This window comes from Isoptericola sp. b515, assembly GCF_030588125.1.
GTDB lineage: Bacteria > Actinomycetota > Actinomycetes > Actinomycetales > Cellulomonadaceae > Isoptericola > Isoptericola sediminis.
Window position 1 is genome coordinate 335,856 of record NZ_JAUQYR010000004.1, and the last position, 21,724, is coordinate 357,579.

At 72.2% G+C, this 21,724-nt stretch carries 18 protein-coding genes and 1 tRNA gene; 11 read left to right on the plus strand and 8 right to left on the minus strand.

Features of this window, described 5'->3' with window-relative positions; genetic code table 11:
* Positions 1-17: 17 nt before the first annotated feature.
* Positions 18-2,705, plus strand: coding sequence for a pyruvate, phosphate dikinase (gene ppdK, locus Q6350_RS13505; protein ID WP_305066460.1), 2,688 nt, complete (start codon positions 18-20; stop codon positions 2,703-2,705).
* Positions 2,706-2,756: 51 nt separating this feature from the next.
* On the opposite strand, the gene Q6350_RS13510 is transcribed toward ppdK, so the two are convergent.
* A complete protein-coding gene (locus Q6350_RS13510; RefSeq protein ID WP_304607605.1) occupies positions 2,757-3,464 on the minus strand; it encodes a hypothetical protein in 708 nt (235 codons plus the stop codon).
* A gap of 207 nt (positions 3,465-3,671) precedes the next feature.
* Between Q6350_RS13510 and eno the strand changes: the two genes are divergently transcribed.
* From eno to Q6350_RS13540, 6 genes are all read left to right on the plus strand, one after another.
* Positions 3,672-4,952: a phosphopyruvate hydratase gene (eno, locus tag Q6350_RS13515; protein ID WP_304603241.1), complete on the plus strand. Its 1,281-nt coding sequence runs from the start codon at positions 3,672-3,674 to the stop codon at positions 4,950-4,952.
* Between the two features lie 336 nt (positions 4,953-5,288).
* A complete protein-coding gene (locus tag Q6350_RS13520; RefSeq protein ID WP_305066462.1) occupies positions 5,289-5,954 on the plus strand; it encodes a septum formation initiator family protein in 666 nt (221 codons plus the stop codon).
* Between the two features lie 88 nt (positions 5,955-6,042).
* Entirely contained in the window at positions 6,043-6,498 is a 456-nt protein-coding gene (locus tag Q6350_RS13525) for a DUF501 domain-containing protein (RefSeq protein WP_304603778.1), read from the plus strand.
* A 40-nt stretch (positions 6,499-6,538) separates the two neighbouring features.
* Positions 6,539-7,489 carry a Ppx/GppA phosphatase family protein gene (locus tag Q6350_RS13530; protein ID WP_304603243.1) on the plus strand — a complete coding sequence of 317 codons (951 nt, stop codon included), beginning with the start codon at positions 6,539-6,541 and terminating at the stop codon, positions 7,487-7,489.
* Between the two features lie 162 nt (positions 7,490-7,651).
* Positions 7,652-9,121, plus strand: coding sequence for an NAD(P)/FAD-dependent oxidoreductase (locus Q6350_RS13535; protein WP_171246989.1), 1,470 nt, complete (start codon positions 7,652-7,654; stop codon positions 9,119-9,121).
* 117 nt (positions 9,122-9,238) lie between these two features.
* A tRNA-Leu gene (locus Q6350_RS13540) sits at positions 9,239-9,312 on the plus strand.
* 43 nt (positions 9,313-9,355) lie between these two features.
* Here Q6350_RS13540 and Q6350_RS13545 read toward each other — a convergent pair.
* On the minus strand, positions 9,356-10,300 hold the full coding sequence (locus Q6350_RS13545; RefSeq protein WP_304603244.1) for a LysR family transcriptional regulator: 945 nt from the start codon (positions 10,298-10,300) through the stop codon (positions 9,356-9,358).
* 72 nt (positions 10,301-10,372) lie between these two features.
* Here Q6350_RS13545 and Q6350_RS13550 point away from each other — a divergent pair, with 72 nt between their 5' ends.
* Positions 10,373-11,341 (plus strand): EamA family transporter, encoded by a 969-nt coding sequence (locus tag Q6350_RS13550; protein ID WP_305066464.1) that lies wholly within the window; start codon positions 10,373-10,375, stop codon positions 11,339-11,341.
* Here Q6350_RS13550 and Q6350_RS13555 read toward each other — a convergent pair.
* Positions 11,317-11,658 carry a DUF6221 family protein gene (locus tag Q6350_RS13555; RefSeq protein WP_304607607.1) on the minus strand — a complete coding sequence of 114 codons (342 nt, stop codon included), beginning with the start codon at positions 11,656-11,658 and terminating at the stop codon, positions 11,317-11,319. The genes Q6350_RS13550 and Q6350_RS13555 overlap by 25 nt on opposite strands.
* 77 nt (positions 11,659-11,735) lie before the next feature.
* Between Q6350_RS13555 and Q6350_RS13560 the strand changes: the two genes are divergently transcribed.
* A complete protein-coding gene (locus Q6350_RS13560) occupies positions 11,736-12,017 on the plus strand; it encodes a hypothetical protein (protein WP_305066465.1) in 282 nt (93 codons plus the stop codon).
* 13 nt (positions 12,018-12,030) lie between these two features.
* Here the strand turns inward: Q6350_RS13560 and Q6350_RS13565 are convergent, their stop codons facing one another.
* Positions 12,031-12,705, minus strand: coding sequence for a winged helix-turn-helix domain-containing protein (locus tag Q6350_RS13565; protein WP_305066466.1), 675 nt, complete (start codon positions 12,703-12,705; stop codon positions 12,031-12,033).
* A 25-nt stretch (positions 12,706-12,730) separates the two neighbouring features.
* Positions 12,731-12,982 (minus strand): hypothetical protein, encoded by a 252-nt coding sequence (locus Q6350_RS13570; protein ID WP_304607609.1) that lies wholly within the window; start codon positions 12,980-12,982, stop codon positions 12,731-12,733.
* Positions 12,983-13,228: 246 nt separating this feature from the next.
* Here Q6350_RS13570 and Q6350_RS13575 point away from each other — a divergent pair, with 246 nt between their 5' ends.
* Positions 13,229-16,594 (plus strand): efflux RND transporter permease subunit, encoded by a 3,366-nt coding sequence (locus tag Q6350_RS13575; RefSeq protein ID WP_305066467.1) that lies wholly within the window; start codon positions 13,229-13,231, stop codon positions 16,592-16,594.
* A gap of 39 nt (positions 16,595-16,633) precedes the next feature.
* Here Q6350_RS13575 and Q6350_RS13580 read toward each other — a convergent pair whose 3' ends face one another.
* Both Q6350_RS13580 and Q6350_RS13585 read right to left on the minus strand, forming a co-directional pair.
* Positions 16,634-17,506, minus strand: a complete 873-nt coding sequence (locus tag Q6350_RS13580; protein WP_304607611.1) for an ABC transporter permease subunit — start codon at positions 17,504-17,506, stop codon at positions 16,634-16,636.
* A complete protein-coding gene (locus tag Q6350_RS13585) occupies positions 17,506-18,417 on the minus strand; it encodes an ABC transporter ATP-binding protein (protein ID WP_305066468.1) in 912 nt (303 codons plus the stop codon). The genes Q6350_RS13580 and Q6350_RS13585 overlap by 1 nt, the downstream gene beginning before the upstream one ends.
* 184 nt (positions 18,418-18,601) lie before the next feature.
* Here Q6350_RS13585 and Q6350_RS13590 point away from each other — a divergent pair, with 184 nt between their 5' ends.
* The gene (locus Q6350_RS13590; protein WP_171246980.1) at positions 18,602-19,429 is read left to right on the plus strand and encodes a Bax inhibitor-1/YccA family protein; all 828 of its coding nucleotides are present in this window, start codon (positions 18,602-18,604) and stop codon (positions 19,427-19,429) included.
* 283 nt (positions 19,430-19,712) lie between these two features.
* Here Q6350_RS13590 and Q6350_RS13595 read toward each other — a convergent pair whose 3' ends face one another.
* Positions 19,713-21,629, minus strand: coding sequence for a glycoside hydrolase family 15 protein (locus tag Q6350_RS13595; protein ID WP_304603254.1), 1,917 nt, complete (start codon positions 21,627-21,629; stop codon positions 19,713-19,715).
* Positions 21,630-21,724: the final 95 nt, after the last annotated feature.

Below are 21,724 nucleotides of genomic sequence, written 5' to 3' on the forward strand. Positions count from 1 at the left end.
AGGAAGGCAAGGGAGCCATGACCGACCAGTCCGAGCACGCCCGCACCGACCAGAGCGTCGCCGAGGCCCGCAGCCGACGGCTCGTCTACGACCTGGGCGAGGGAACCGCGGAGATGAAGCCGCTGCTCGGCGGCAAGGGGGCCGGGGTGGCGGAGATGATCCGCATCGGCGTCCCCGTGCCCGACGGGTTCACCGTCACCACCGAGGCCTGCGTCGCCACGATGGAGTCCGGCGGCACCTGGCCGGACGGGCTCTGGGAGGAGATCCTCGCGCACCTGGACGCGCTCGAGCAGCGCACGGGCCGGCGTCTGGGCGCCGCGGAGCGGCCGCTGCTGGTCTCCGTCCGGTCCGGTGCGGTGATGTCGATGCCCGGCATGATGGACACCATCCTCAACCTCGGGATCTCGGACGAGTCCGTCGTCGGGCTGGCCGAGGAGTCCGGCAACCCCCGGTTCGCCTGGGACTGCTACCGCCGCTTCCTGCAGATGTACGGCGAGGTCGTCGAGGGGGTGCCCGGGCACGCGTTCGAGGACGAGATCTCGGCGCTGAAGGCCCGCCGCGGCGTCGAGCTCGACAACGAGCTGACGGTCGAGGACCTCCAGGAGCTGGTCGACACCTTCCGCACCGTGGCACTGCGCCACACCGGCCAGGGGCTGCCCACGGACCCGCGCGAGCAGCTCCGCCGGTCCGTGCAGGCCGTGTTCTCCTCGTGGGACACCCCGCGGGCGAACGTCTACCGCCGGGCGCACGACATCCCCGACGACCTCGGCACGGCGGTCAACGTCATGCAGATGGTGTTCGGCAACCGCGGCGACACGTCCGCCACCGGCGTGTGCTTCACGCGGAACCCCGCCACCGGGGCCAAGGAGCTCTACGGCGAGTTCCTGGTCGACGCCCAGGGGGAGGACGTCGTCGCCGGCATCCGGACCCCGCGCGCCCTCGCCGAGATGGAGGAGGTCCTGCCGGACGCCTACCGCGAGCTGCTGGACACCATGGCCCGGCTCGAGCAGCACTACGGCGACATGCAGGACATCGAGTTCACCGTCGACGACGGCAAGCTCTACCTGCTGCAGACCCGCACCGGGAAGCGCACCGCCGCCGCGGCGCTGAAGGTCGCCCGCGACCTCGTCGCCGAGGGCGTCATCGACCGCAGCACGGCGTTGCGGCGGATCGAGCCCGCCCAGCTCGACCAGCTCCTGCACCCGGGCCTCGACCCCGAGCACGGGGAGAAGCCGCTGACCCGCGGCCTGAACGCCTCGCCGGGTGCCGGCGTCGGCACCGTCGTGTTCGACGCCGACACCGCCGCCGAGCGCGGGGACGCCGGCGAGTCCGTGGTGCTCGTGCGGTGGGAGACGACACCGGACGACATCCACGGCGTCATCGCGGCCCAGGGTGTGCTCACCACCCACGGCGGCATGACCTCGCACGCCGCCGTCGTCGCCCGGGGCATGGGCAAGCCGTGCGTCGCCGGTGCGGGCGAGCTGCAGATCGACGTCGAGGCCCGCACGGTCACCGTCGGGGACACGGTGCTCTCCGAGGGGGACACCATCACCATCGACGGCACCACGGGCGACGTGTACGCCGGCGCGCTGACGCTGGTGCCACCGCGGATCACCGAGGACTTCACCGCGGTGCTGGCCTGGGCCGACGACGTGCGACGCCTGGGTGTGCGCGCCAACGCGGACACCGGCCCGGACGCGGCCAAGGCCCGTGAGCTCGGTGCCGAGGGCATCGGCCTGTGCCGCACGGAACACATGTTCATGGATGCCGAGCGGCTGCCCGTCGTGCAGTCGATGATCCTCGCCGAGACCACCGAGGAGCGGGCCGCGGCGCTGGAGCGGCTGCTGCCGATGCAGCAGGCGGACTTCGAGGAGATCCTCACCGCGATGAGCGGGCTGCCGGTCACGATCCGGCTCATCGACCCGCCGCTGCACGAGTTCCTGCCGGACCTCGTCGAGCAGTCCGTGCACGTCCAGCGGCTCGAGGACGCGGGCACCACCGGCCCCGAGCTGGACGACGCCCGCGAGCTCCTCGCGCACGTCAAGCGGCTCAGCGAGATGAACCCGATGCTCGGCACCCGGGGCGTGCGGCTCGCGCTGCTCTACCCGGAGATCGCGCGGATGCAGGTGCGGGCGATCGCCCGCGCGGCCCGCGCCGTCCGCGAGCGGGGCCAGGACCCGCACGTCGAGATCATGGTGCCGCTGGTCGGGTTCGACGAGGAGCTGCGCCGCATGCGCGAGGTCGTCGAGGAGACCTGGGCCGAGGAGGTGCCCGGGGACGACGTGCCGCACTCGGTCGGCACGATGATCGAGCTGCCGCGGGCCGCGCTCGTGGCCGACGCGATCGCCGCGCACGCCGACTTCTTCTCGTTCGGCACCAACGACCTGACCCAGACCACGGTCGGTATCTCGCGCGACGACGCGGAGGGCTCCTTCCTCAACGCCTACGTCGAGGCCGGCATCCTGCCGGGCAACCCGTTCGCGAGCATCGACGTCGACGGCGTGGGCGAGCTGGTCCGCACCGGCGTCCGGAAGGGTCGCGACACGGTCCCGGACCTCAAGACCGGCGTCTGCGGGGAGCACGGCGGCGACCCGGCGTCGATCGCCCTGTTCGACGAGATCGGCCTGGACTACGTCTCGTGCTCGCCGTACCGCGTCCCGATCGCGCGGCTCGCGGCGGCGCAGGTGTCCCTCGGCACGAGCTGAGCGCCCTGACGAGCACGCCCTGACGGCCCGTCCCGGTCCCGGGACGGGCCGTCAGGGCGTCGTGTCCCCGCGGTCCGACGAGTCGTGGGCGGTGGCGCCCAGCTCGCCCGCGATCCGCTGCTCGATGGCGGCGGTGGCGGCGTCGGGCAGCACGACGATGCCCTCGAGCTCCTTCATGGCCCGGCGGTAGGCGGACTGCCGCTCGGCCGGGGAGGCGCCGTCGTCGTCGGCCAGGGCCAGCAGCTTCTTCGCCCGGTCCAGCGCCCGCCGCTCCTCCGCCGAGAAGTCGGAGGCCCGACGCCGCTTCGCCTCGCGCTCGGCGACGTCGAACGTGAGCTGGTACTCGCGCACCGCTGCGCCGTAGCGGTCCAGCCGCCGACGGTCGCGCAGGTCGGCCGGGTCCTCCGGCCGCAGCGCCTCGGCCTCCCGGCGTGCGCGGTGGTAGTCGACGGTGACCTGCTCGCGCATGTCGGTCATGACCGGGAAGTCGAGGGTCTTGACGGCGTCCAGCTCGTACTCGAGCCAGCGGCGCTCGGTCTCCTCGTGCGTCGCGATCGTGCGCTCGATCTCGTCGGTCAGCGACTCCTCCGCCTCCGCGGCGGCGACGCGGTCCGCGTGCTGGAGCCGGTAGAGCTCGATCTTGTCCCGGCGTCGGCGTTCGTCCCACCGGCGGACGCCACCGGCCCACCCGCCGATGATCCCGCTCAGCGGGAACACCAGCCACCAGTAGGAGCCGACGAAGTCCCAGAAGCCCTCCACCCTCGTCACGATAGTGCGGCCGCCCCGCGGTGCGCGGGTGAGTTCCGGACAGCGGGTGCTCGCCTGCCGGGCAGGACGGCGGGCCCGCCACGTGAGGGCTACCCTGGGGGCGTCAACCCTCCAACGTCGTGGGCGTCGGCTGCCACGGGACGTCAGAGCGTCCGGGCCTGGCCCCGACCGCCCACGAGCCCTGCAGAAGGAGCATCCGTGGCAAGCATCGAAGCCGTTGGCGCACGCGAGATCCTGGACTCTCGTGGCAACCCCACCGTCGAGGTCGAGATCGCCCTCGACGACGGCACGTTCGCCCGTGCCGCGGTCCCGTCGGGCGCCTCCACGGGCGCCTTCGAGGCCGTCGAGCGCCGGGACGCCGACAAGAACCGCTACCTGGGCAAGGGCGTCGAGGGCGCGGTCAACGCCGTCATCGACGACATCGCTCCCGAGCTCATCGGCTACGACGCCGAGGAGCAGCGCCTGATCGACCAGACGCTGATCGAGCTGGACGGCACCGCGAACAAGGGCAAGCTGGGCGCGAACGCGATCCTCGGCGTCTCGCTCGCCGTGGCGAAGGCCGCGGCCAAGAGCGCGGGCCTGGACCTGTTCCGCTACGTCGGCGGCCCGAACGCGCACGTCCTGCCCGTGCCGATGATGAACATCCTCAACGGCGGGTCCCACGCGGACTCCAACGTCGACATCCAGGAGTTCATGATCGCGCCGGTCGGTGCGGAGTCCTTCAAGGAAGCCCTGCGCATGGGCGCCGAGGTCTACCACGCCCTCAAGGGCGTGCTGAAGGCCGAGGGCCTGGCGACCGGTCTCGGCGACGAGGGCGGTTTCGCCCCGAACCTGTCGAGCAACCGTGCCGCGCTCGACCTGATCATCACCGCGATCGAGAAGGCCGGCTACAAGCCCGGCGACGACGTCGCGCTCGCGCTGGACGTGGCCTCGACCGAGTTCTTCTCGGACGACAAGTACTCCTTCGAGGGCAAGAGCCTGCAGGCCGCCGAGATGACCGAGTACTACGAGCAGCTCGTGGAGGACTACCCGCTGGTCTCCATCGAGGACCCGCTGGCCGAGGACGACTGGGAGGGCTGGAGCACCCTGGTCGCGCGCATCGGCGACAAGGTCCAGATCGTGGGCGACGACCTCTTCGTCACCAACCCGGAGCGTCTGACCAAGGGCATCGAGCTCAAGGCGGCGAACTCCCTGCTGGTCAAGCTCAACCAGATCGGCACCCTCACCGAGACGCTCGACGCCGTGACGCTCGCGCAGCGCAACGGCTTCACCACGATGACCTCGCACCGTTCCGGCGAGACCGAGGACACCATCATCGCGGACCTGTCCGTGGCCACGAACGCCGGTCAGATCAAGACCGGTGCGCCGGCTCGCGGCGAGCGCGTCAACAAGTACAACCAGCTGCTGCGCATCGAGGACGCGCTGGACGACGCCGGGCGCTACGCCGGCAAGTCGGCCTTCCCGCGCTACCAGGGCTGACGTCGACGCCCGACCGGGTCGCGGGTCAGGACCGACTCGCGCGAGTCAGGACTGATCCGCACGGGTCAGGATGACGAGCCCGTACGACCGACGGCCGGTCGCCCCTCCGCGAGGGGCGACCGGCCGTCGTCGTTCCTGGGACGGGCCCCATCGTCCTGACTCGCGCTCGATCTTTCTGACTCGCGCCGGGCCGTTCTGACTCGCGCTCGATCCTTCTGACTCGCGGTCTGTGAACCTGACTCGCGCCCGGTCGTCCTGACCCGCGCAGTCGGCCCGGACGCGGGCACGCCGGGCGGGGTGAGCCGCTCGCGTCCCGTGGACCGGCAGAATCGGGACGTGTCCTCCCGTCGACCGACCACGCCCCGACCCCGCCGGGGTCCGACGCGCCCGACCGGCCACCCCGGGCCGCGGCCGTCCTCGCGCTCCACCGGCGGACGGACCCGCACGACGTCGTCGGCGTCCGCCACAGCCGGCGCCTCGCGCCGCCCGGCCGGCCCGTCGCGGGACGAACGGCGCCGCAGCCGGTTCGGGCTGGTCCTGCCCGAGGTGCTCACCGTCCGGCTCATCGTGCTCTCGGTCGTGGTGCTCCTCGCGTTCGTCCTGCTCCTGCCGACGGTGCGCGGCGCGGTGCAGCAGCAGGCCGAGATCGATCGCCTGCGGGCGGAGCTGACCGCCAACCAGGCCGAGCGGGACCAGCTCGAGAACGAGCTGGCGCGCTGGGACGACCGGACCTACGTCATCCAGCAGGCCCGGAGCCGGCTGAACTACGTGCTGCCCGGGGACACCGCCTGGCGTGTCGTCGACGCCGAGGAGATCGAGCAGGACGACGAGCCGGTCACGGGGACCGACCCGACACCGGACGTCGGGGCGGGCACCACGGGCGCCCCCTGGTACCAGGCGATGTGGGAGTCCGTGCAGGCCGCGGACCGCGCGGTGGTGGACCCCGGGTCGGGCGTGGACCCGGCCGACGTGGAGACCCCCGGCCCCGGCGAGGGACAATGACCGGGTGAGTCCCGAACCCTCGTCCCCGTCCACCGCGCCGGCACCCGGCGACGACCCGACCGTCGCGACCCCCCACGACCTCGAGGTGATGGCCGAGCAGCTCGGCCGGACGCCCCGGGGCGTCGTCGGCGTCGCCGCACGGTGCGTGTGCGGGCGCCCGCTGGTGGCGCGCACCGCGCCGCGGTTGCCGGACGGCACGCCCTTCCCGACGACGTACTACCTGACCCACCCCGGCGCCGTCGCCGCGGCCTCCCGCCTCGAGGCCGAGGGCGTGATGAAGGAGATGACCGACCGGCTCGCCGTCGACGACGAGCTCGCCGCCGCCTACCGGGCCGCCCACGAGCACTACCTGGCGCGTCGGGCGGAGCTCGGCCAGGTGGAGGAGATCGAGGGCATCTCGGCCGGCGGGATGCCGACCCGGGTCAAGTGCCTGCACGTGCTCGTCGCGCACAGCCTCGCCGCCGGCCCCGGGGTCAACCCGCTGGGTGACGAGGCGCTGGCGATGGTCCGGGACCAGTGGCGCCCGGACCGGTGCTCGTGCTGACGTCGCACGTGTCGGTCCGGGGTGAGAGGGTGCGTCCGTGATGAGCAGCACCCGTGTGGCCGCCGTGGACTGCGGCACGAACTCCATCCGCCTCCTGGTGGCCGACGTCGCCGCCGACGGCACCCTGACCGAGCTGGACCGGAGGATGCAGATCGTGCGGCTCGGCCAGGGCGTCGACCGCACCGGTGAGCTGGCGCCCGAGGCGCTCGAGCGCACGCTCGCCGCCTCGCGGGAGTACGCGAAGGTCGCCGCCGAGCTGGGGGCGACGCGGGTCCGGTTCGTGGCGACGTCCGCCACCCGCGACGCCCGGAACCGGGACGAGTTCGCCGCGGGCGTGCGCGCCGCGCTCGGCGTGGACCCGGAGGTGATCACCGGCCAGGAGGAGGCCGAGCTGTCCTTCCGCGGTGCGACGAGCGGCGAGGCCGCGGGCCACCCGGGCCCCTACCTCGTGGTCGACCTCGGCGGCGGCTCCACCGAGCTGGTGCTGGGTACGACGACGCCGGACGCGGCCGTGTCGATGGACGTCGGCTCGGTGCGCCTCACCGAGCGTCACCTGCCGTCCGACCCGCCGACGGCCGACGAGGTCGCCGCGGCACGGGCCGACGTCGACGCGGCCCTCGACGAGGCCGCCCGGGTCGTGCCGCTGGGGCGCACCGCCACCCTCGTGGGGCTCGCGGGCTCCGTGACGTCGGTGACGGCGCACGCCCTGCGGCTGCCGAGCTACCAGCGGGACGCCATCAACGGCACCGTGCTCGGCGTCGACGACGTGCTGACGGCCTGCGACGACCTGCTGCGGCGTACTCGCGAGGAGCGGCTCGCGCTGGGGTTCATGCACCCGGGCCGGGCCGACGTGATCGGTGCGGGTGCGCTGATCTGGTCGCAGATCGTGGCCCGGGTGCGCGACGACGTCGCCGCGGCGGGTGGTGGTCTCACCGAGGTCGTCACGAGCGAGAGCGACATCCTCGACGGCATCGCGCTGTCCCTCGTCTGACCGACCGATCACATCGTGGACACCTTCGGGGTGTCCGTTCTGCCGATCCTGTGCCGTGATGTCGGCGCAAACGCCTGGTCACAGCGGTCCGGGGCGGTGACCGTCAGCACAGGCCGTCACCTCCCGTGCGATCCGAGGTGAGGCAGTCGTAGACTGGTGGTCATGCCTCAGAACGTTCTGTCGACGGACAACCCTGCCCAGGACGCGCCCGCGCCCGCACCGCGCCCCCGCAAGGTGCCTCGCATCGTCGTGCTCGGCGGTGGCTCCGTCGGGCTGTACGTGGCGCGCCGGCTGCGCAAGAAGCTCGGCAAGCGCGAGGCGGCGATCGTCGTCGTGGACCCGCGCCCCTACATGACGTACGCGCCCTTCCTGCCGGAGGCCGGCGCCGGTTCGATCGACGCGCGCGACGTGGTCGCCCCGCACCGGATCGCCCTCAAGGGCATCGACGTGCTGCAGGGCAAGGTCACCAACATCGCCCACGGCGACAAGAAGGTCACGATCTCGCCCGAGGAGGGCATGGACTACGAGGTCTCCTACGACCACCTCGTCGTCGGCCTCGGCTCGGTCTCGCGCACGCTGCCCATCCCGGGCCTGGCGGAGAACGCCATCGGCTTCAAGAACGTCGAGGAAGCCATCGCGGTGCGCAACCACGTGCTCAACCGCATGGACGTCGCCTCGTCCACGTGGGACGCCGACCTGCGCGAGCGGATGCTGACCTTCACCTTCGTCGGCGGCGGCTTCGCGGGGATCGAGGCGCTCGCCGAGATCGAGGACATGGCGCGCTACGCGACCCGCAACTACCCGACCATCGAGGAGTCGGACCTGCGGTTCGTCATGATCGAGGGCGCCGGCCGCATCCTGCCGGAGGTCTCCGAGCCCATGGGCGAGTGGGCGCTCGAGGAGATGAAGAAGCGCGGCATCGAGTTCCACCTCAACACGTTCCTGTCCTCCTGCGAGGACGGCCACGTCGTGACCTCCACGGGTGTCGAGTTCGACACCGAGACGATCGTGTGGACGGCCGGGGTCAAGGCGAACCCGGTCATCAAGGACAGCTCCGACCTGCCCAGCGACAAGATGGGTCGCGTCACGGTCCTGCCGACGCTGCAGGTCGCGCGGACGAACGAGGACGGCACCGAGGGCGAGGTCGTCCCGGACGCCTGGGCCGCCGGTGACTGCGCCGCGGTGCCGGACCTGCTCAACCCCGGCTCGTTCTGCCCGCCGAACGCGCAGCACGCGATCCGCGAGGCCACCCAGCTCGCGGACAACCTGATCGCCCAGCTCAAGGGCGAGTCGCTGGTGGAATACAAGCACAAGAACATCGGCGTGGTCGCCTCCCTCGGCCTGTACAAGGGCGTGGCGGAGCTGTTCGGCTTCGTCAAGCTCAAGGGCCCCCTCGCCTGGCTCGCCCACCGCAGCTACCACGTCATGGCGATGCCGACGGGCAACCGGAAGTTCCGCATCCTCATCGGCTGGATCGGCCAGTTCCTCATGGGCCGCGAGATCGTCTCCCTCGGTTCGCTGCACGACCCGCGCGACGAGTTCCGCAAGGCCTCGGTGCCGCCGAAGCAGCAGGGTGAGAAGGTCGAGCAGAAGGCGGAGGCCTCCGCGGCCAAGGCTGAGCACGGCGGCTGACGTCCCGGCGAGCACGCATCGGGCGGTCCCGGTCGACGCTCCCGTCCCGTTCGGTATCTTGAGCTGCCGATCGGGACCGGAGCTGTCGATCGAGGCCGCCCGATCGTCGTCCCGCACGCCCCCGTAGCCCAACTGGCAGAGGCAGCCGGCTTAAACCCGGTCCAGTCCCGGTTCGAACCCGGGCGGGGGCACGGACCGCGGCGTCAGCCCGCGTGGGCCACGGGCCCGGCGTGGTCACGCCGACGTCGAACCGTCGCGGGGCCGCCGGCCCTCGACGCCGTGACGCCGGGCCGTGTCCGCGGCGGCGGCGGTGAGGCTGTCCAGCACGTGTCGGACGGCCCGGCGTCGGGCGCGGTCGGGTCGCATCACCGCGGAGAGGTGACGCACGGCCGGTACGCCGGTCAGCGGACGGAGCGTGAGCCCGTCATCGACCGGCGTGGTGAACCGGGGCAGCGCCGCCAGCCGTGAGCTGGTCGCGACCAGGGCCTCCACCAGCCGGTTGTCGAGCAGGCGCTGGCGCACGTCCAGTTGCGCCCCCGTGGCCTGCTCGATGGTGCGCAGCACGGTGTCGAACGGGAACCCCCGGGGCACACCCACCCAGACCTCGTCGACGACGTCGGCCGGCGACACGGTGCCGTGGGCCGCGAGACGGTGGTGCGTGGCCATCGCGACGTCGATCGGTTCGTCGACGACGGGCACGACGACGAGACCGTCGGTCCCGGGCGGCCGCACGCTGGTCATGCTGTGCGCGACGACGACGTCGTGGTCGGCGGTCATGGCGCCGTACTCCGCCTCGGCGAGATCGAGCTCGGTCAGTCGCAGCTCGACGCCGCTCGCGGCCAGGTCCCGCTCCAGCGCGGGGAAGAGGTAGGTGGCGGCGCTCGGCAGGGCGGCCACGGAGACCGTGCCCGCGGGCGCGTCGCGGAACGCGTCCCAGCGCGCCTGGACGGCGGACAGCGCGACGGCGACCTCCACCGCACCGTCCGCGAGCAGCCGGCCCGCGTCGGTCAGCCGGACCCCGCGCCCGTGCGGCTCCACCAACGCGGCACCGAGCTCGCGCTGGGCCGTGCGCAGCTGCTGGGACACGGCGGAGGGCGTGCGATGCGTGGCTGCGGCGACGGCAGAGATGCTGCCCCGGTCCGCCAGCTCGCGCAGCAGCTCGAGGTGCCGGACTTCCATGAAGTCAGCCTACGTCGTCGATGAAGAAAGTTTCGCTTGTCCTTCATCCTCGGACAGGTCGAGCATGAGGACGTGCCGACCCGTCATCGTCTCCTCGCCGCCCTCGTGGCGGTGCTGTGGGGCCTGAACTTCCTGGCCATCGACGCCTCGTTGCAGCACTACCCGCCGCTGTTCCTGGTGGCGCTGCGGTTCGCCGTCCTGGCGGTGCCGACCGTCCTGCTCGTGCCGTGGCCCGGGGTGCCGGTGCGCTGGCTGATCGGCTACGGCCTCGGCTTCGGCGTGCTGCAGTTCACGTTCCTGTACTGGGGGATGGCGGCGGGGATGCCGGCCGGGCTCGCCTCCCTCGTCCTGCAGGCGTCGGGGCCCTTCACCGTCGTGCTGGGTGCGACGTTCCTGCGCGAGCGCTTCAGCGGCCGCCAGCTCGTGGGCATCCTCGTCGCGGTGGCGGGACTCGCGGTCGTCGGGTGGCAACGGGCCGAGCACGCCGCTGTGCTGCCCTTCCTGCTGACGCTGGCCGGTGCCTTCGGCTGGGCCATCGGGAACGTGTGCAACCGGCAGGCCAGGCCGCGCAACCCGCTGCACCTGGCCCTGTGGATGTCGGTGGTGCCGCCCCTGCCGATGCTGGCGGTCTCGCTCCTCGTCGAGGGGCCGGACCGCATCCGGACCTCGCTGGTCTCCTACGACGACCCGGGCGCCGTCGGTGCCGTCGTCGGCCTCGCGTACACGGTGCTGCTCGGCACCGTGGCGGGGTCGGGTCTGTGGACCTGGCTGATGTCGCGCCACCCGGCGGGCGTGGTCGCGCCGTTCTCGATGCTGGTGCCCGTCGTGGGCATGACCGCGGCGTGGCTCGTGCTGGGGGAGACGGCGACCCCGGGGGAGCTCGCCGGCGGTGTGCTCGTGATCCTCGGCGTTCTCCTGGGTAGTCGGCTGCCGCGACCCGGGAGCCGACCGGCGTCGAGGAGGCGTGCGGGGCCGCGGGGCACGTCGGAGCAGCGTGCCGCGAGCCCCGCAGCGTCCTACGGCCGCCAGCTCTCCTCGTAGTCCGGGTGGTCCGCGTAGACGGTCCCGAGGGCGGCGACCGTGAGGCAGGGCCATCGCGCACCGGGGTCGGACTCGTTCCCGTGGCCGCAGCGGTAGCAGAGCGTCTCACCGAGATCGCCGATGATGAAGGGTTCGTGCAGCTCCACGATCCGGCGTTTCGCCTCGACCTCCGCCAGCACACGGGAGGGGTCGAGGCGGGTGAGGTAGTCGGTCAGCAGTCCGTCGTCGGCCACGACGGGCCAGCGGCCGGACGGAACCTCCCGGGCCGAGATCTCGTCCTCGCCGAGTCGCTCTGCCAGGAACTCGAACAGCGTCATGGGCGCATCCTTGCGTCTCCGGCGGCCTTTCGGCTACCTCCAGGACGACGGGGCGCTTGGCGCGCTAGCATTCGAACATGAGTTCGACACGGCGTGGGGAGGGCGACCGCGGCATCGAGCGTGTGCCGCTGCGTGACGTCGCCACCGAGGTCCCGCCCGAGGCGCGCCGGGAGCCGCCGACCCGCCCTCCGGAGCCGTTGCCGGTGACCGCGTGGGTGACGGACGGCCGGGGGAGGACCTTCCAGGCGGACGGCGAGGCGCTCGCCTGGACCCCGCGTGCCGTGTACGTGCGGTACGTCGACCCTGTCGGCCGCGAGGGGTTCGCCTGGCTGTGGGCCTCGGCGGTGACCAGGCGCTGAGGGCGCCCGGGGGTCAGCCGAGCGTGTCGCCGTGACCCGCGGTGTCGGTGCCGGCGGGTCGTGCCGGCCCCTCGTCGGGGACGACCGGGAAGGCGTTGAAGTGGATCTGCACGGGCCGGGACCGCGGGTCGGGTTCCTGGCTCTCGAGCCGGCTGATCTCGGCGGTGATCGTCGCCTGGACGGCCTCGACCAGTCCGAGGAGCTGTTCGGGCGTCGCGTGCGCATTGGCGGTCATGAGGGTGATCGCCTCCTCCCAGCCGGCGGAGTCCGGGATCTGCGCGGGGTCTTCGTTCATCAGGTCGAGGAGTCGCCAGATCTTCTCCTGGCGGGCCTGCTCGAAGCCGGCGCGGACGAGCGAGCGGGTGGTGCGGACGCCCGCGTCGTCGGCCGCCGCCGGCCCGATGACGAGACCCCCCGGCGTCGCTTCCCACCAGCGTTCGCGGGCGGTGCCCTTGCCCTCGACCTCCCGGACGAACTGGTGCTTGGCGAGCTGGCGCAGGTGGTAGCTGGTGGATCCGCTGGACTCGCCGACGAGCTCGGCCAGGCGGCTGGCGGTGAGGGACCCGTGCACCTGGAGCAGGTCGAGGATCCGGACGCGGAGCGGGTGCGACAGTCCCCGCAGCCGGGCCGCGTCGACCGGGGCGGGCGGCCGGGGGGCGTCCGGTGCCGGCGTGGAGGGGTCCGTCATGTCACGACCGTACTGTGCCGAGACCTCAGCGGAGACCCAGCGGGTTGATCTGCGCGGTGTTGTCGCGCGTCCGCTCGACGGCGAGGTGCTGGTGTCGGCCCCGGGCGCGGCGGTCCCGGGCGTGCGCGTCACGGTGCTTCGCACGGCTGGCGCGGTGCTCCGCGCGGGCGGTGAGGGTGTCGCCCAGGTGGGTGCCGGCGTCGACCAGCAGCCGTGCGACGCGGCCGCCGACGCGGTCGACGACGGTCGGGCGCGGTGCGGTGGCGGTGAGCATCATGGCGTCTCCTGCGGTGAGGTCTGGCGGATGGTCCAAACATAGCGCTGCAAAGACATCTTTGCCAACAGATGTTTGGAATGCGTTTCCCGCGGTTTCGACACGGGACGCCTCCCGGGTCGACGACCCGTCCCGGGAGGGCGTTCGGCGTGACGTGCGCCACGGTGCGGTGGACCACCCCCGGGAACTTCGTATGCTGAGGATCCGTTGTGCTCCCGTACGACCGTCGCTGATCGTCCACGCCCTGGAGTGAGTGTGTTCCGCCTTGCCCGCCTGTCCCTGGCGAACCGCGCCGTGGTCGCCCTGGTGACCGTCGCGATCTTCGTCTTCGGCACCCTGAGCCTGACCTCGCTGAAGCAGGAGCTCATCCCCTCCCTCCAGTTCCCCGCCGGCGTCGTCCTGGCGACGTACCCCGGCGCCTCGCCGCAGGTCGTCGAGGAGAACGTCACCGAGCAGGTCGAGGCCGCGGTGCAGGCCGTCGACGGCATCGAGTCCATCAGCTCGACCGCCTCCACGGGGACGTCGACCACGACTGTCGAGTTCGCCTACGGCACCGACATGGACGCCGCCACGCAGCGGCTGACCACCGCCATGACGCAGATCCAGTCCGCCCTGCCGGAGGACGTCGAGCCCCAGGTCATCACCGGGTCCCTCGACGACCTGCCCGTCATCCAGCTCGCCGCGGCCGGTGCGGGCGACGACCTCGCCGAGCTGGCCGACCAGATCGACGCCGTGCTGGTGCCGGACCTGGAGGACATCGAGGACGTCCGCTCCGTGACGGTCAGCGGCGCGGTCGACGACCAGATCCTCATCGACGTCGACCCCGGCGACCTCGCCGACGAAGGACTCGACGTCGCGCAGGTCACCCGGGTGCTCACCGACTACGGCACCGTCGTCCCGGCCGGGACGGTCACCGAGGAGGGCGACACCTACTCCCTGCAAGCCGGTACCCGCCTCGGCAGCCTCGAGGAGCTGCGGGAGATCCCCCTCGTGCCGACGGTGTCCGCCGCCGCGCCCACCGACGGGGGCGCCGCGGGAGCGACGGACGACCCCGCGGCCGCCGCGGCAGGTGCGCAGGGTGCCGTGCCGCCGTCCGGGACCGACGGCGCCGCCGGGGCACCGGCCGACGGCAGCGCCGGCACGGAGCCCGAGGGGCTGCCCGACGCCAACGCACCCCCCGCCCCGCCCGAGCCCGTCCTGCTCGGCGACGTCGCCGACATCTCCGTCGCCCCGTCCGAGCAGACCTCCTTCTCGCGCCTCGACGGCGAGCCCTCGCTGGGCATCGCCATCATCAAGACGCCGCAGGGCAACACCGTCGACGTCTCGCACGCCGTCCAGGAGGCCATCGACGCCAACGCCGCCGAGCTCGACGAGGCCGGCATCACCACGGCCGTCGTGTTCGACCAGGCGCCCTTCATCGAGGAGTCCATCGAGGGGCTCGCGACCGAGGGCGGGCTCGGTCTCGTCTTCGCGGTCCTGATCATCCTCGTCTTCCTGCTGTCGATGCGCGCCACGCTCGTCTCGGCGGTGTCCATCCCGCTGTCGCTGGCGACGGCGTTCCTCGTCATGGACGTCACCGGCTACACCCTGAACATCCTCACGCTGGCCGCCCTCACGATCTCCATCGGCCGCGTGGTCGACGACGCGATCGTCGTCATCGAGAACATCAAGCGACACCTGTCGTACGGCGAGGACAAGAAGAGCGCCATCCTCACCGCGACCGGTGAGGTCGCCGGCGCCATCGCGGCCTCGACCATCTGCACCGTCGCCGTCTTCCTGCCCCTCGGCCTCGTCTCCGGCATGACCGGGGAGCTGTTCCGCCCGTTCGCGTTCACCGTGGCCATCGCGATGCTCGCCTCGCTGCTCGTGGCCCTGACGATCGTGCCGGTCCTGGCGTACTGGTTCGTCAAGGCGCCGAAGGGTTCCGAGGAGGCCACCGACGGCGGCCGGGCGATCCGCGAGGCGGCCGAGGCCAAGGAGCGCCGGGGCCTGTGGCAGCGGGCGTACGTGCCCAGCCTGGCCGCCTCGCTGCGCCACCCGTGGATCTCGCTGCTGCTGGCCGTCGGCATCCTCGGCGGGACGCTCGCCCTGGTGCCCCGCCTGGAGACGAACTTCATCGGCGACTCCGGTCAGGACACGCTCGCGGTGACCCAGACGTTCGAGAACACCGCCTCCCTCGCGGCGCAGGACGACGCCGCGCGCGAGATGGAGCAGGCGATCGCCGGCGTCGACGGCGTCGAGACGGTGCAGACCTCCGTCGGAGCCGGCGACTCGCCCGAGGCGGCGTTCTTCGGCGGGGGCGCCGCGCCCAGCGCGAGCTTCTCCGTGACCCTCGACGAGGACGCCGACGGCGTCGCGGTGCAGGACGAGGTCCGCACCGCGGTCGAGGGTCTCGCCGACGACGGCCCCACGACGGAGATCAGCGTCTCCACCGGGGACTCCGGGTTCGGGGGAGCCGACACGATCGACCTGGTCGTCCGGGCGACGGACCTCGACGACCTCGGGACGGCGTCCCGGACGGTGCAGGACGCCGTCGCCGACCTCGACGGCGTCGCCGAGGTGACCAACAACCTCGCGACCGCCCAGACGGTCCTCCAGGTGGACGTCGACCGGGAGGCCGCGGCCGAGGCCGGGCTCAGCGAGACGCAGGTCGCCGCCGTCGTCTCCGGCGAGATGACCCCGGAGCAGACCGTGGGCGAGGTCGACCTGGGCGACGGGCCCCTGGAGACCCTGGTCGTGACCGGTGAGGCGCCCGAGACGGTCGGCAAGATCGAGAGGATCAAGATCCCGACCGCCTCCGGGACGGTGCGCCTGAACGACGTGGCCGTCGTGGAGGAGGTGGAGACGCCCGCCTCGATCAGCCGCGCCGACGGGCAGCGGTCCGCCACGGTCTCCGTGACGCCGGGCGCCCAGGACCTCGGCACCTTGAGCGCCGAGGTGTCCGCCGCCATCGAGGGCCTCGACCTGCCGGCCGGGGCGACCGTCGAGGTCGGGGGTGTGACCGCGGACCAGGAGGAGGCGTTCGCCGACCTCGGCCTGGCCCTGCTGGCGGCGATCGCGCTGGTCTACGTGATCATGGTCGCGACCTTCAAGTCGCTGATCCAGCCGCTCATCCTGCTGGTCTCGGTGCCGCTGTCCGCCACCGGTGCGCTGGTCGCGCTGCTGGTCACCGACACCCCGCTCGGGGTCGCGGCGCTCATCGGCGTGCTGATGCTGGTCGGCATCGTGGTGTCCAACGCCATCGTGCTCATCGACCTCATCAACCAGTACCGCCGACGCGGCCGCACCCTGGAGGACGCGGTGCGCGAGGGCGCCCGCAAGCGACTGCGGCCGATCGTCATGACGGCGCTGGCGACGATCTTCGCGCTGACCCCCATGGCCTTCGGGCTGACCGGTGGCGGGGCGTTCATCTCCCAGCCGCTGGCCCTGGTCGTGATCGGTGGTCTGATCTCCTCGACGCTGCTGACGCTGCTCATCGTCCCGGTGCTGTACACGCTGGTGGAGGGCCGCACGGAGCGCCGTGCCGCACGCCGGCGTCGGCGGGCCGAGAAGAAGGAGGGCCCGGTCGTCGAGCCCACGGACCGCGAGACGACCGCCGCGGGGGCGGCCGGCTGAGCCGGGCGGTGGCCGCGACGTCGGCCGGGGGTTCCCCGGTCAGGCGTCGCGGCGCCGCCACGCGACGCCTGCCGCGACCAGCAGCGCGACCGTGTACCCCGCCAGGACGCCGTACCCGACCCACGGCTCCAGCAGCGTGGGCGGGGTGACACCGGTCGAGATGATCCGCTCCCCGGCGACCGAGGGCAGCAGCTTGTTGACCCATTCGGCCCAGACGGCGTCCGACGCCGAGACCACGATCTGGAAGATGATCGGCAGCACGAAGAACAGCGCCACGAGAGTGAAGATCGCTCCGGCCGTGTGCCGCAGCAGCGCGCCGACGGCCAGGGAGAACGCCGCCACCGTGGCGAGGTAGAGGACGCAGCCCACCAGCGCACGGACCTGGTCCGCATCGGACAGGTCGACCGGGAGCCCCGCGGAGTCCAGGATCGGCATCGTGACCAGCACGGCCACGCCCAGGGCGAGCGAGATCACGACGACGGTCGCCGAGACGACCACCACGAGCTTGGCCCACAGCGCGGGCAACCGGTGCGGCACGGCGGAGAACGTCGCGCGGATCATCCCGGTCGAGTACTCGTTCGTGACGGTCAGCGCGGCCAGCACCGCCACGGCGAGCTGGGCGAACGAGTAGCCGAGCGTGACCGCCGTCGTCCCCGTCAGGCCCAGGGCCTGCAGCCCCGGGTCGGAGGACATGCCCTCCTGCATCTCGGGTTCGGTCGAGGCGGTGTTCAGCAGGGACGCCATCATCAGGGCGAACCCCACCATGAGCAGGGCCGTGATGAGCACCGTCCAGACCGTCGAGCGCAGCGACCTGAACTTGATCCATTCCGAGCGCAGCGCACCGACGAACGAGACGGGCCGCACGGGCACCCGCGAGGTCGGTGCGGCGGGGGAGGCGGCGGTCGCGGTCATCAGGAGACCTCCTCGGCGTGGTACTCGACGGCGTCCGAGGTCAGCGACAGGTAGGCGTCCTCCAGCGTGGAGGAGACCGGCGTCAGCTCGTGCAGCACGAATCCTTCGGCGGCGGCGAGCTCGCCGATGCGTGCGGCCTCCGTCCCGGCGACGTCCAGTCCGCCGTCCTCGGACGCCGTGACCTGGGCGCCCGCCCGGCGCAACGCCTCCGCCAGGGCCGTGGGCTCCGGGGTGCGTACCCGGACGCGGCGACGGGCGGCGTCGTCCAGCAGCTCGGCGACGGACGTGTCGGCGAGGATCCGGCCCCGTCCGATGACCAGGACGTGGTCGGCCGTCTGGGCGACCTCGCTCATCAGGTGGCTGGACAGGAAGACCGTGCGTCCCTCCGCGGCGAGCCGGCGCGCGAGGTGGCGCACCCACAGCACGCCCTCCGGGTCCAGCCCGTTGACGGGCTCGTCGAGGATGAGCGTGCGGGGGTCGCCGAGCAGCGCCGCCGCGATGCCGAGCCGCTGCCCCATCCCGAGCGAGAACCCGCCGACCCGCTTGCGCGCGACGTCCGTCAGGCCGGTGAGGTCGATCACCTCGTCGACGCGGGAGTCCGGGATGGCGTGCGTCGCGGCCAGCGCCTGCAGGTGACGCCGTGCGGTGCGTCCCGGGTGCACGGCCTTGGCCTCCAGCAGGGCGCCGACCTCCGCCAGGGGGCGTGCGTGGTCGGCGTAGGGGCGTCCGTTGACGGTCACCGTGCCCGAGGTCGGTCGGTCCAGGCCCATGACCAGCCGCATCGTCGTCGACTTGCCGGCACCGTTCGGGCCGAGGAACCCGGTGACGACGCCGGGGCGCACGGTGAAGGAGACGTCGTCGACGGCGAGCTTGTCGCCGTACCTCTTCGAGAGGCCTCGTGCCTCGATCATGGGCGCCACTCCTTCGTCGGACGCTGCACGCCGCTGGTCCCGAGCCTAGCGCCGGGACGCCGCCGAGGGCGGGAACGTGTGACAGGGTCCGCGCGTTGCCTAGGATGAGTGTCACGGCCAGCGACCCGGCACTGCGCGCGACAACCCGTCGTGCGCATCCGGCAGCCGCGACCAGGAGGAGTTCATGAGCAACCCCGTCTTCTCGAACAGCGACGTCTTCGGCGAGCCGCGCCGCACCGGGCGTGGCGGAGCCGCCACGGCCGCGCGCCCGGCGCAGTACGGCGCCTACGGCGCACAGGCCGCCGACGCCGCGTCCCTGCAGAACATGTACGAGGCGCCGTCCGCGACCCCCGTGGACACGCAGCGCCTGACCTACACCGACGTCATCATGAAGACCGGCGGGCTGCTCGCGCTGCTGGTCGTCGTGGCGGCGGCGACCTGGTCGATCGCGCCCGGACTGTGGATCGGCGGCATGATCGTCGGTCTCGTGCTCGGCCTGGTCAACGCCTTCAAGAAGAACCCGAGCCCCGTGCTCATCACGCTGTACGCCGCCGCGCAGGGTGTGTTCCTGGGCGGGATCTCGAAGTTCTACGAGTCGTGGCAGGACGGCGTGGTCCTCCAGGCGGTGCTGGCGACGCTGTCGGTGTTCGCCGTGGCGCTGTTCCTGTACAGCTCCGGCAAGGTGCGCGTCACCCCGAAGTTCACGCGCTTCCTGCTCATCGGCATGGTGGGCTACCTCGTGTTCTCCCTGGTCAACGTGGTCCTGGTCTGGACCGGCGTCCTCGAGGGCTGGGGCATGCGGGGCGGCACGATGGGCATCGTCGTCGGCATCATCGCCGTGGTCCTGGCCTCGATGTCGCTGATCATGGACTTCGACTTCATCAAGCGCGGTGTCGAGCAGGGCGTCCCGGCGAAGTTCGCCTGGTCGGCGGCCTTCGGCCTCATCGTCACGCTCGTCTGGCTGTACCTGGAGCTGCTGCGCCTGCTGGCGATCTTCAACAGCGGCGACTGACGACTCCTCGCCGGCCCGCACCGGCGCGCTGAACGTCCGACGGCCGGGCACCCTGCACAGGGTGCCCGGCCGTCGTCGTCCCACCTCCGCGAGTCAGTACGGATCGGGCCGGGTCAGTACGGATCGGGCCGAGTCAGTACGGATCGGGCCGAGTCAGGACGCGGGTCCGGGCGCGAACCCGTCGCTCGGCGGGTTGACTCGCCGCAGACCGCCCTGACCCGCGGGAGATCGTCCTGACCCGCGGGGGATCGGCCTGACTCGCCGGGGATCGTCCTGACCCGCGTCAGGCGCGGCTGGGGGTGCGGAACGCCCGGTGGTCGCCCGGGTCGTCCTCCGCGCGGATCACGTGCATGACAGCGTTGATCAGGGCCAGGTGCGTGAACGCCTGCGGGAAGTTACCCAGGTGCCGTCCCGTGCGCGGGTCGAGCTCCTCCGCGTACAGGTTCAGCGACGACCCGAAGGACAGCAGCCGTTCGCACAGCGTGCGGGCCTCGTCGATCTCGCCGATCTCGCACAGCGCCGAGACCAGCCAGAACGAGCAGATCGTGAAGGTGCCCTCGTCGCCGTCCATGCCATCATCGGTGTCGTCGGTGCGGTAGCGCAGGACCAGTCCGTCCTCGGTGAGCTCCTCGGCGATCGCTCGCACGGTGGCGCGGACACGCTCGTCGTCCGGGGGCAGGAAGCGCAGCAGCGGCACCAGCAGCAGCGAGGCGTCCAGCGAGTCGTCGCCGTAGCGCTGGGTGAACACGCCGCGCTCGTCCACCCCCTTGGAGCAGATGTCGGCGTGGATCTCGTCGGCCAGCTTCTGCCACTGCTCGGCGAAGTCCGGCTCGTCGTACAGCCGGGCCAGGCGGGCACCGCGGTCGAGGGCCACCCAGCACATGAGCTTGGAGGAGGTGAAGTGCTGCGGCTGGCCGCGCACCTCCCAGATCCCTCGGTCGGGCAGGTGCCAGTGCTTGGCGGCCTCCTCGACCTGCCGCTTGAGCACCGGCCACAACGCCTCCGGCAGCTGCTCCCGGTTGCGGGTGTGCAGGTAGACCGAGTCCAGCACGGCGCCCCAGACGTCGTGCTGGCTCTGGTCGTACGCGGCGTTGCCCACCCGGACGGGTTGCGCCCCCTCGTATCCCGTCAGGTGGGTGAGCTCGGTCTCCTTGAGCTCCTCCTCGCCGTCGACGCCGTACATGATCTGGAGCTGCTTGTTGTCCTGACAGGCGTCCTGGATGAAGGCGAAGAAGTCGTTCGCCTCCCGGTCGAGCCCGAGCGTGTACAGGCCCCACAGGGCGAACGTCGAGTCGCGGATCCAGGCGTACCGGTAGTCCCAGTTGCGCTCGCCGCCGGGGGTCTCCGGCAGGGACGTCGTCGCGGCGGCCAGCAGCGCGCCGGAGGGGGCGTAGGTCAGACCCTTGAGAGTGAGTGCCGAGCGCTGCAGGTAGATGCGCCAGGGATGGTCGGGGAAGAAGCCCTGGGTGATCCAGTCGCGCCAGAACTGCTCGGTCCGCCACATCTTCTCGGCGGCCTCGTCGAACGACGTGGGCGCCGGCAGCGGTGACCAGGCCAGAGCGACGAAGTGGGTGTCGCCCTCCTCCATCCGGGTGCGTGCCTGGGCACGACGGCCCTCGAGCCCGAACCGCAGGCTGGAGCTGAGGCGCAGGTCCGGGTTCGCGTCGCCGGTCCGGGCGGTGACGGAGGAGTAGCCCTCGTCGACGTACTCCCAGTCCGGCTCGTAGCGCGCGTAGTCCGACATCGGCGAGCACACGACCTCGAGGTCGACCTTGCCGGAGACGCACTTCACGGTGCGCAGCAGCACGTGCTCGGCGTCGTGGTCGGTCGGCGTGCGCCGGTGCGTCTGCGACCGCTCGTGCAGGTTGTGCCACGGTCCCATGACCATCGCGTCGCGCACGACCAGCCAGCCGGTGCTCGTCTGCCACGTGGTCTCGAGGATCAGGGTGCCGGGGATGTAGCGGCGCGCCACGGGGACGCGCACCCCGTGCGGCCCGACCCGGAAGTGGCCGGCCCCGCGGTCGAGCAGGGAGGTGAAGACGCTGGGGGAGTCGGGGCGTGGAACACACATCCACTCGACCGCTCCGCTCGGCGCCACGAGGGCGTTCGTCTCGCAGTCGGACAGGAAGGCGTACTCCGCGATCGCGGGGAACGTGCTGCGTCCGTCTGTCGGCGGTGGTGCCTGGGCATCGAGCGTCATGGACCCAGAGTGCGTCGCCCCGGGGGCGGTGCGCCACTTCCCCCTGTGCTGGAGCGAGAAGATTCACACAGTTGTGACGTGTCGGAAAGACGTTT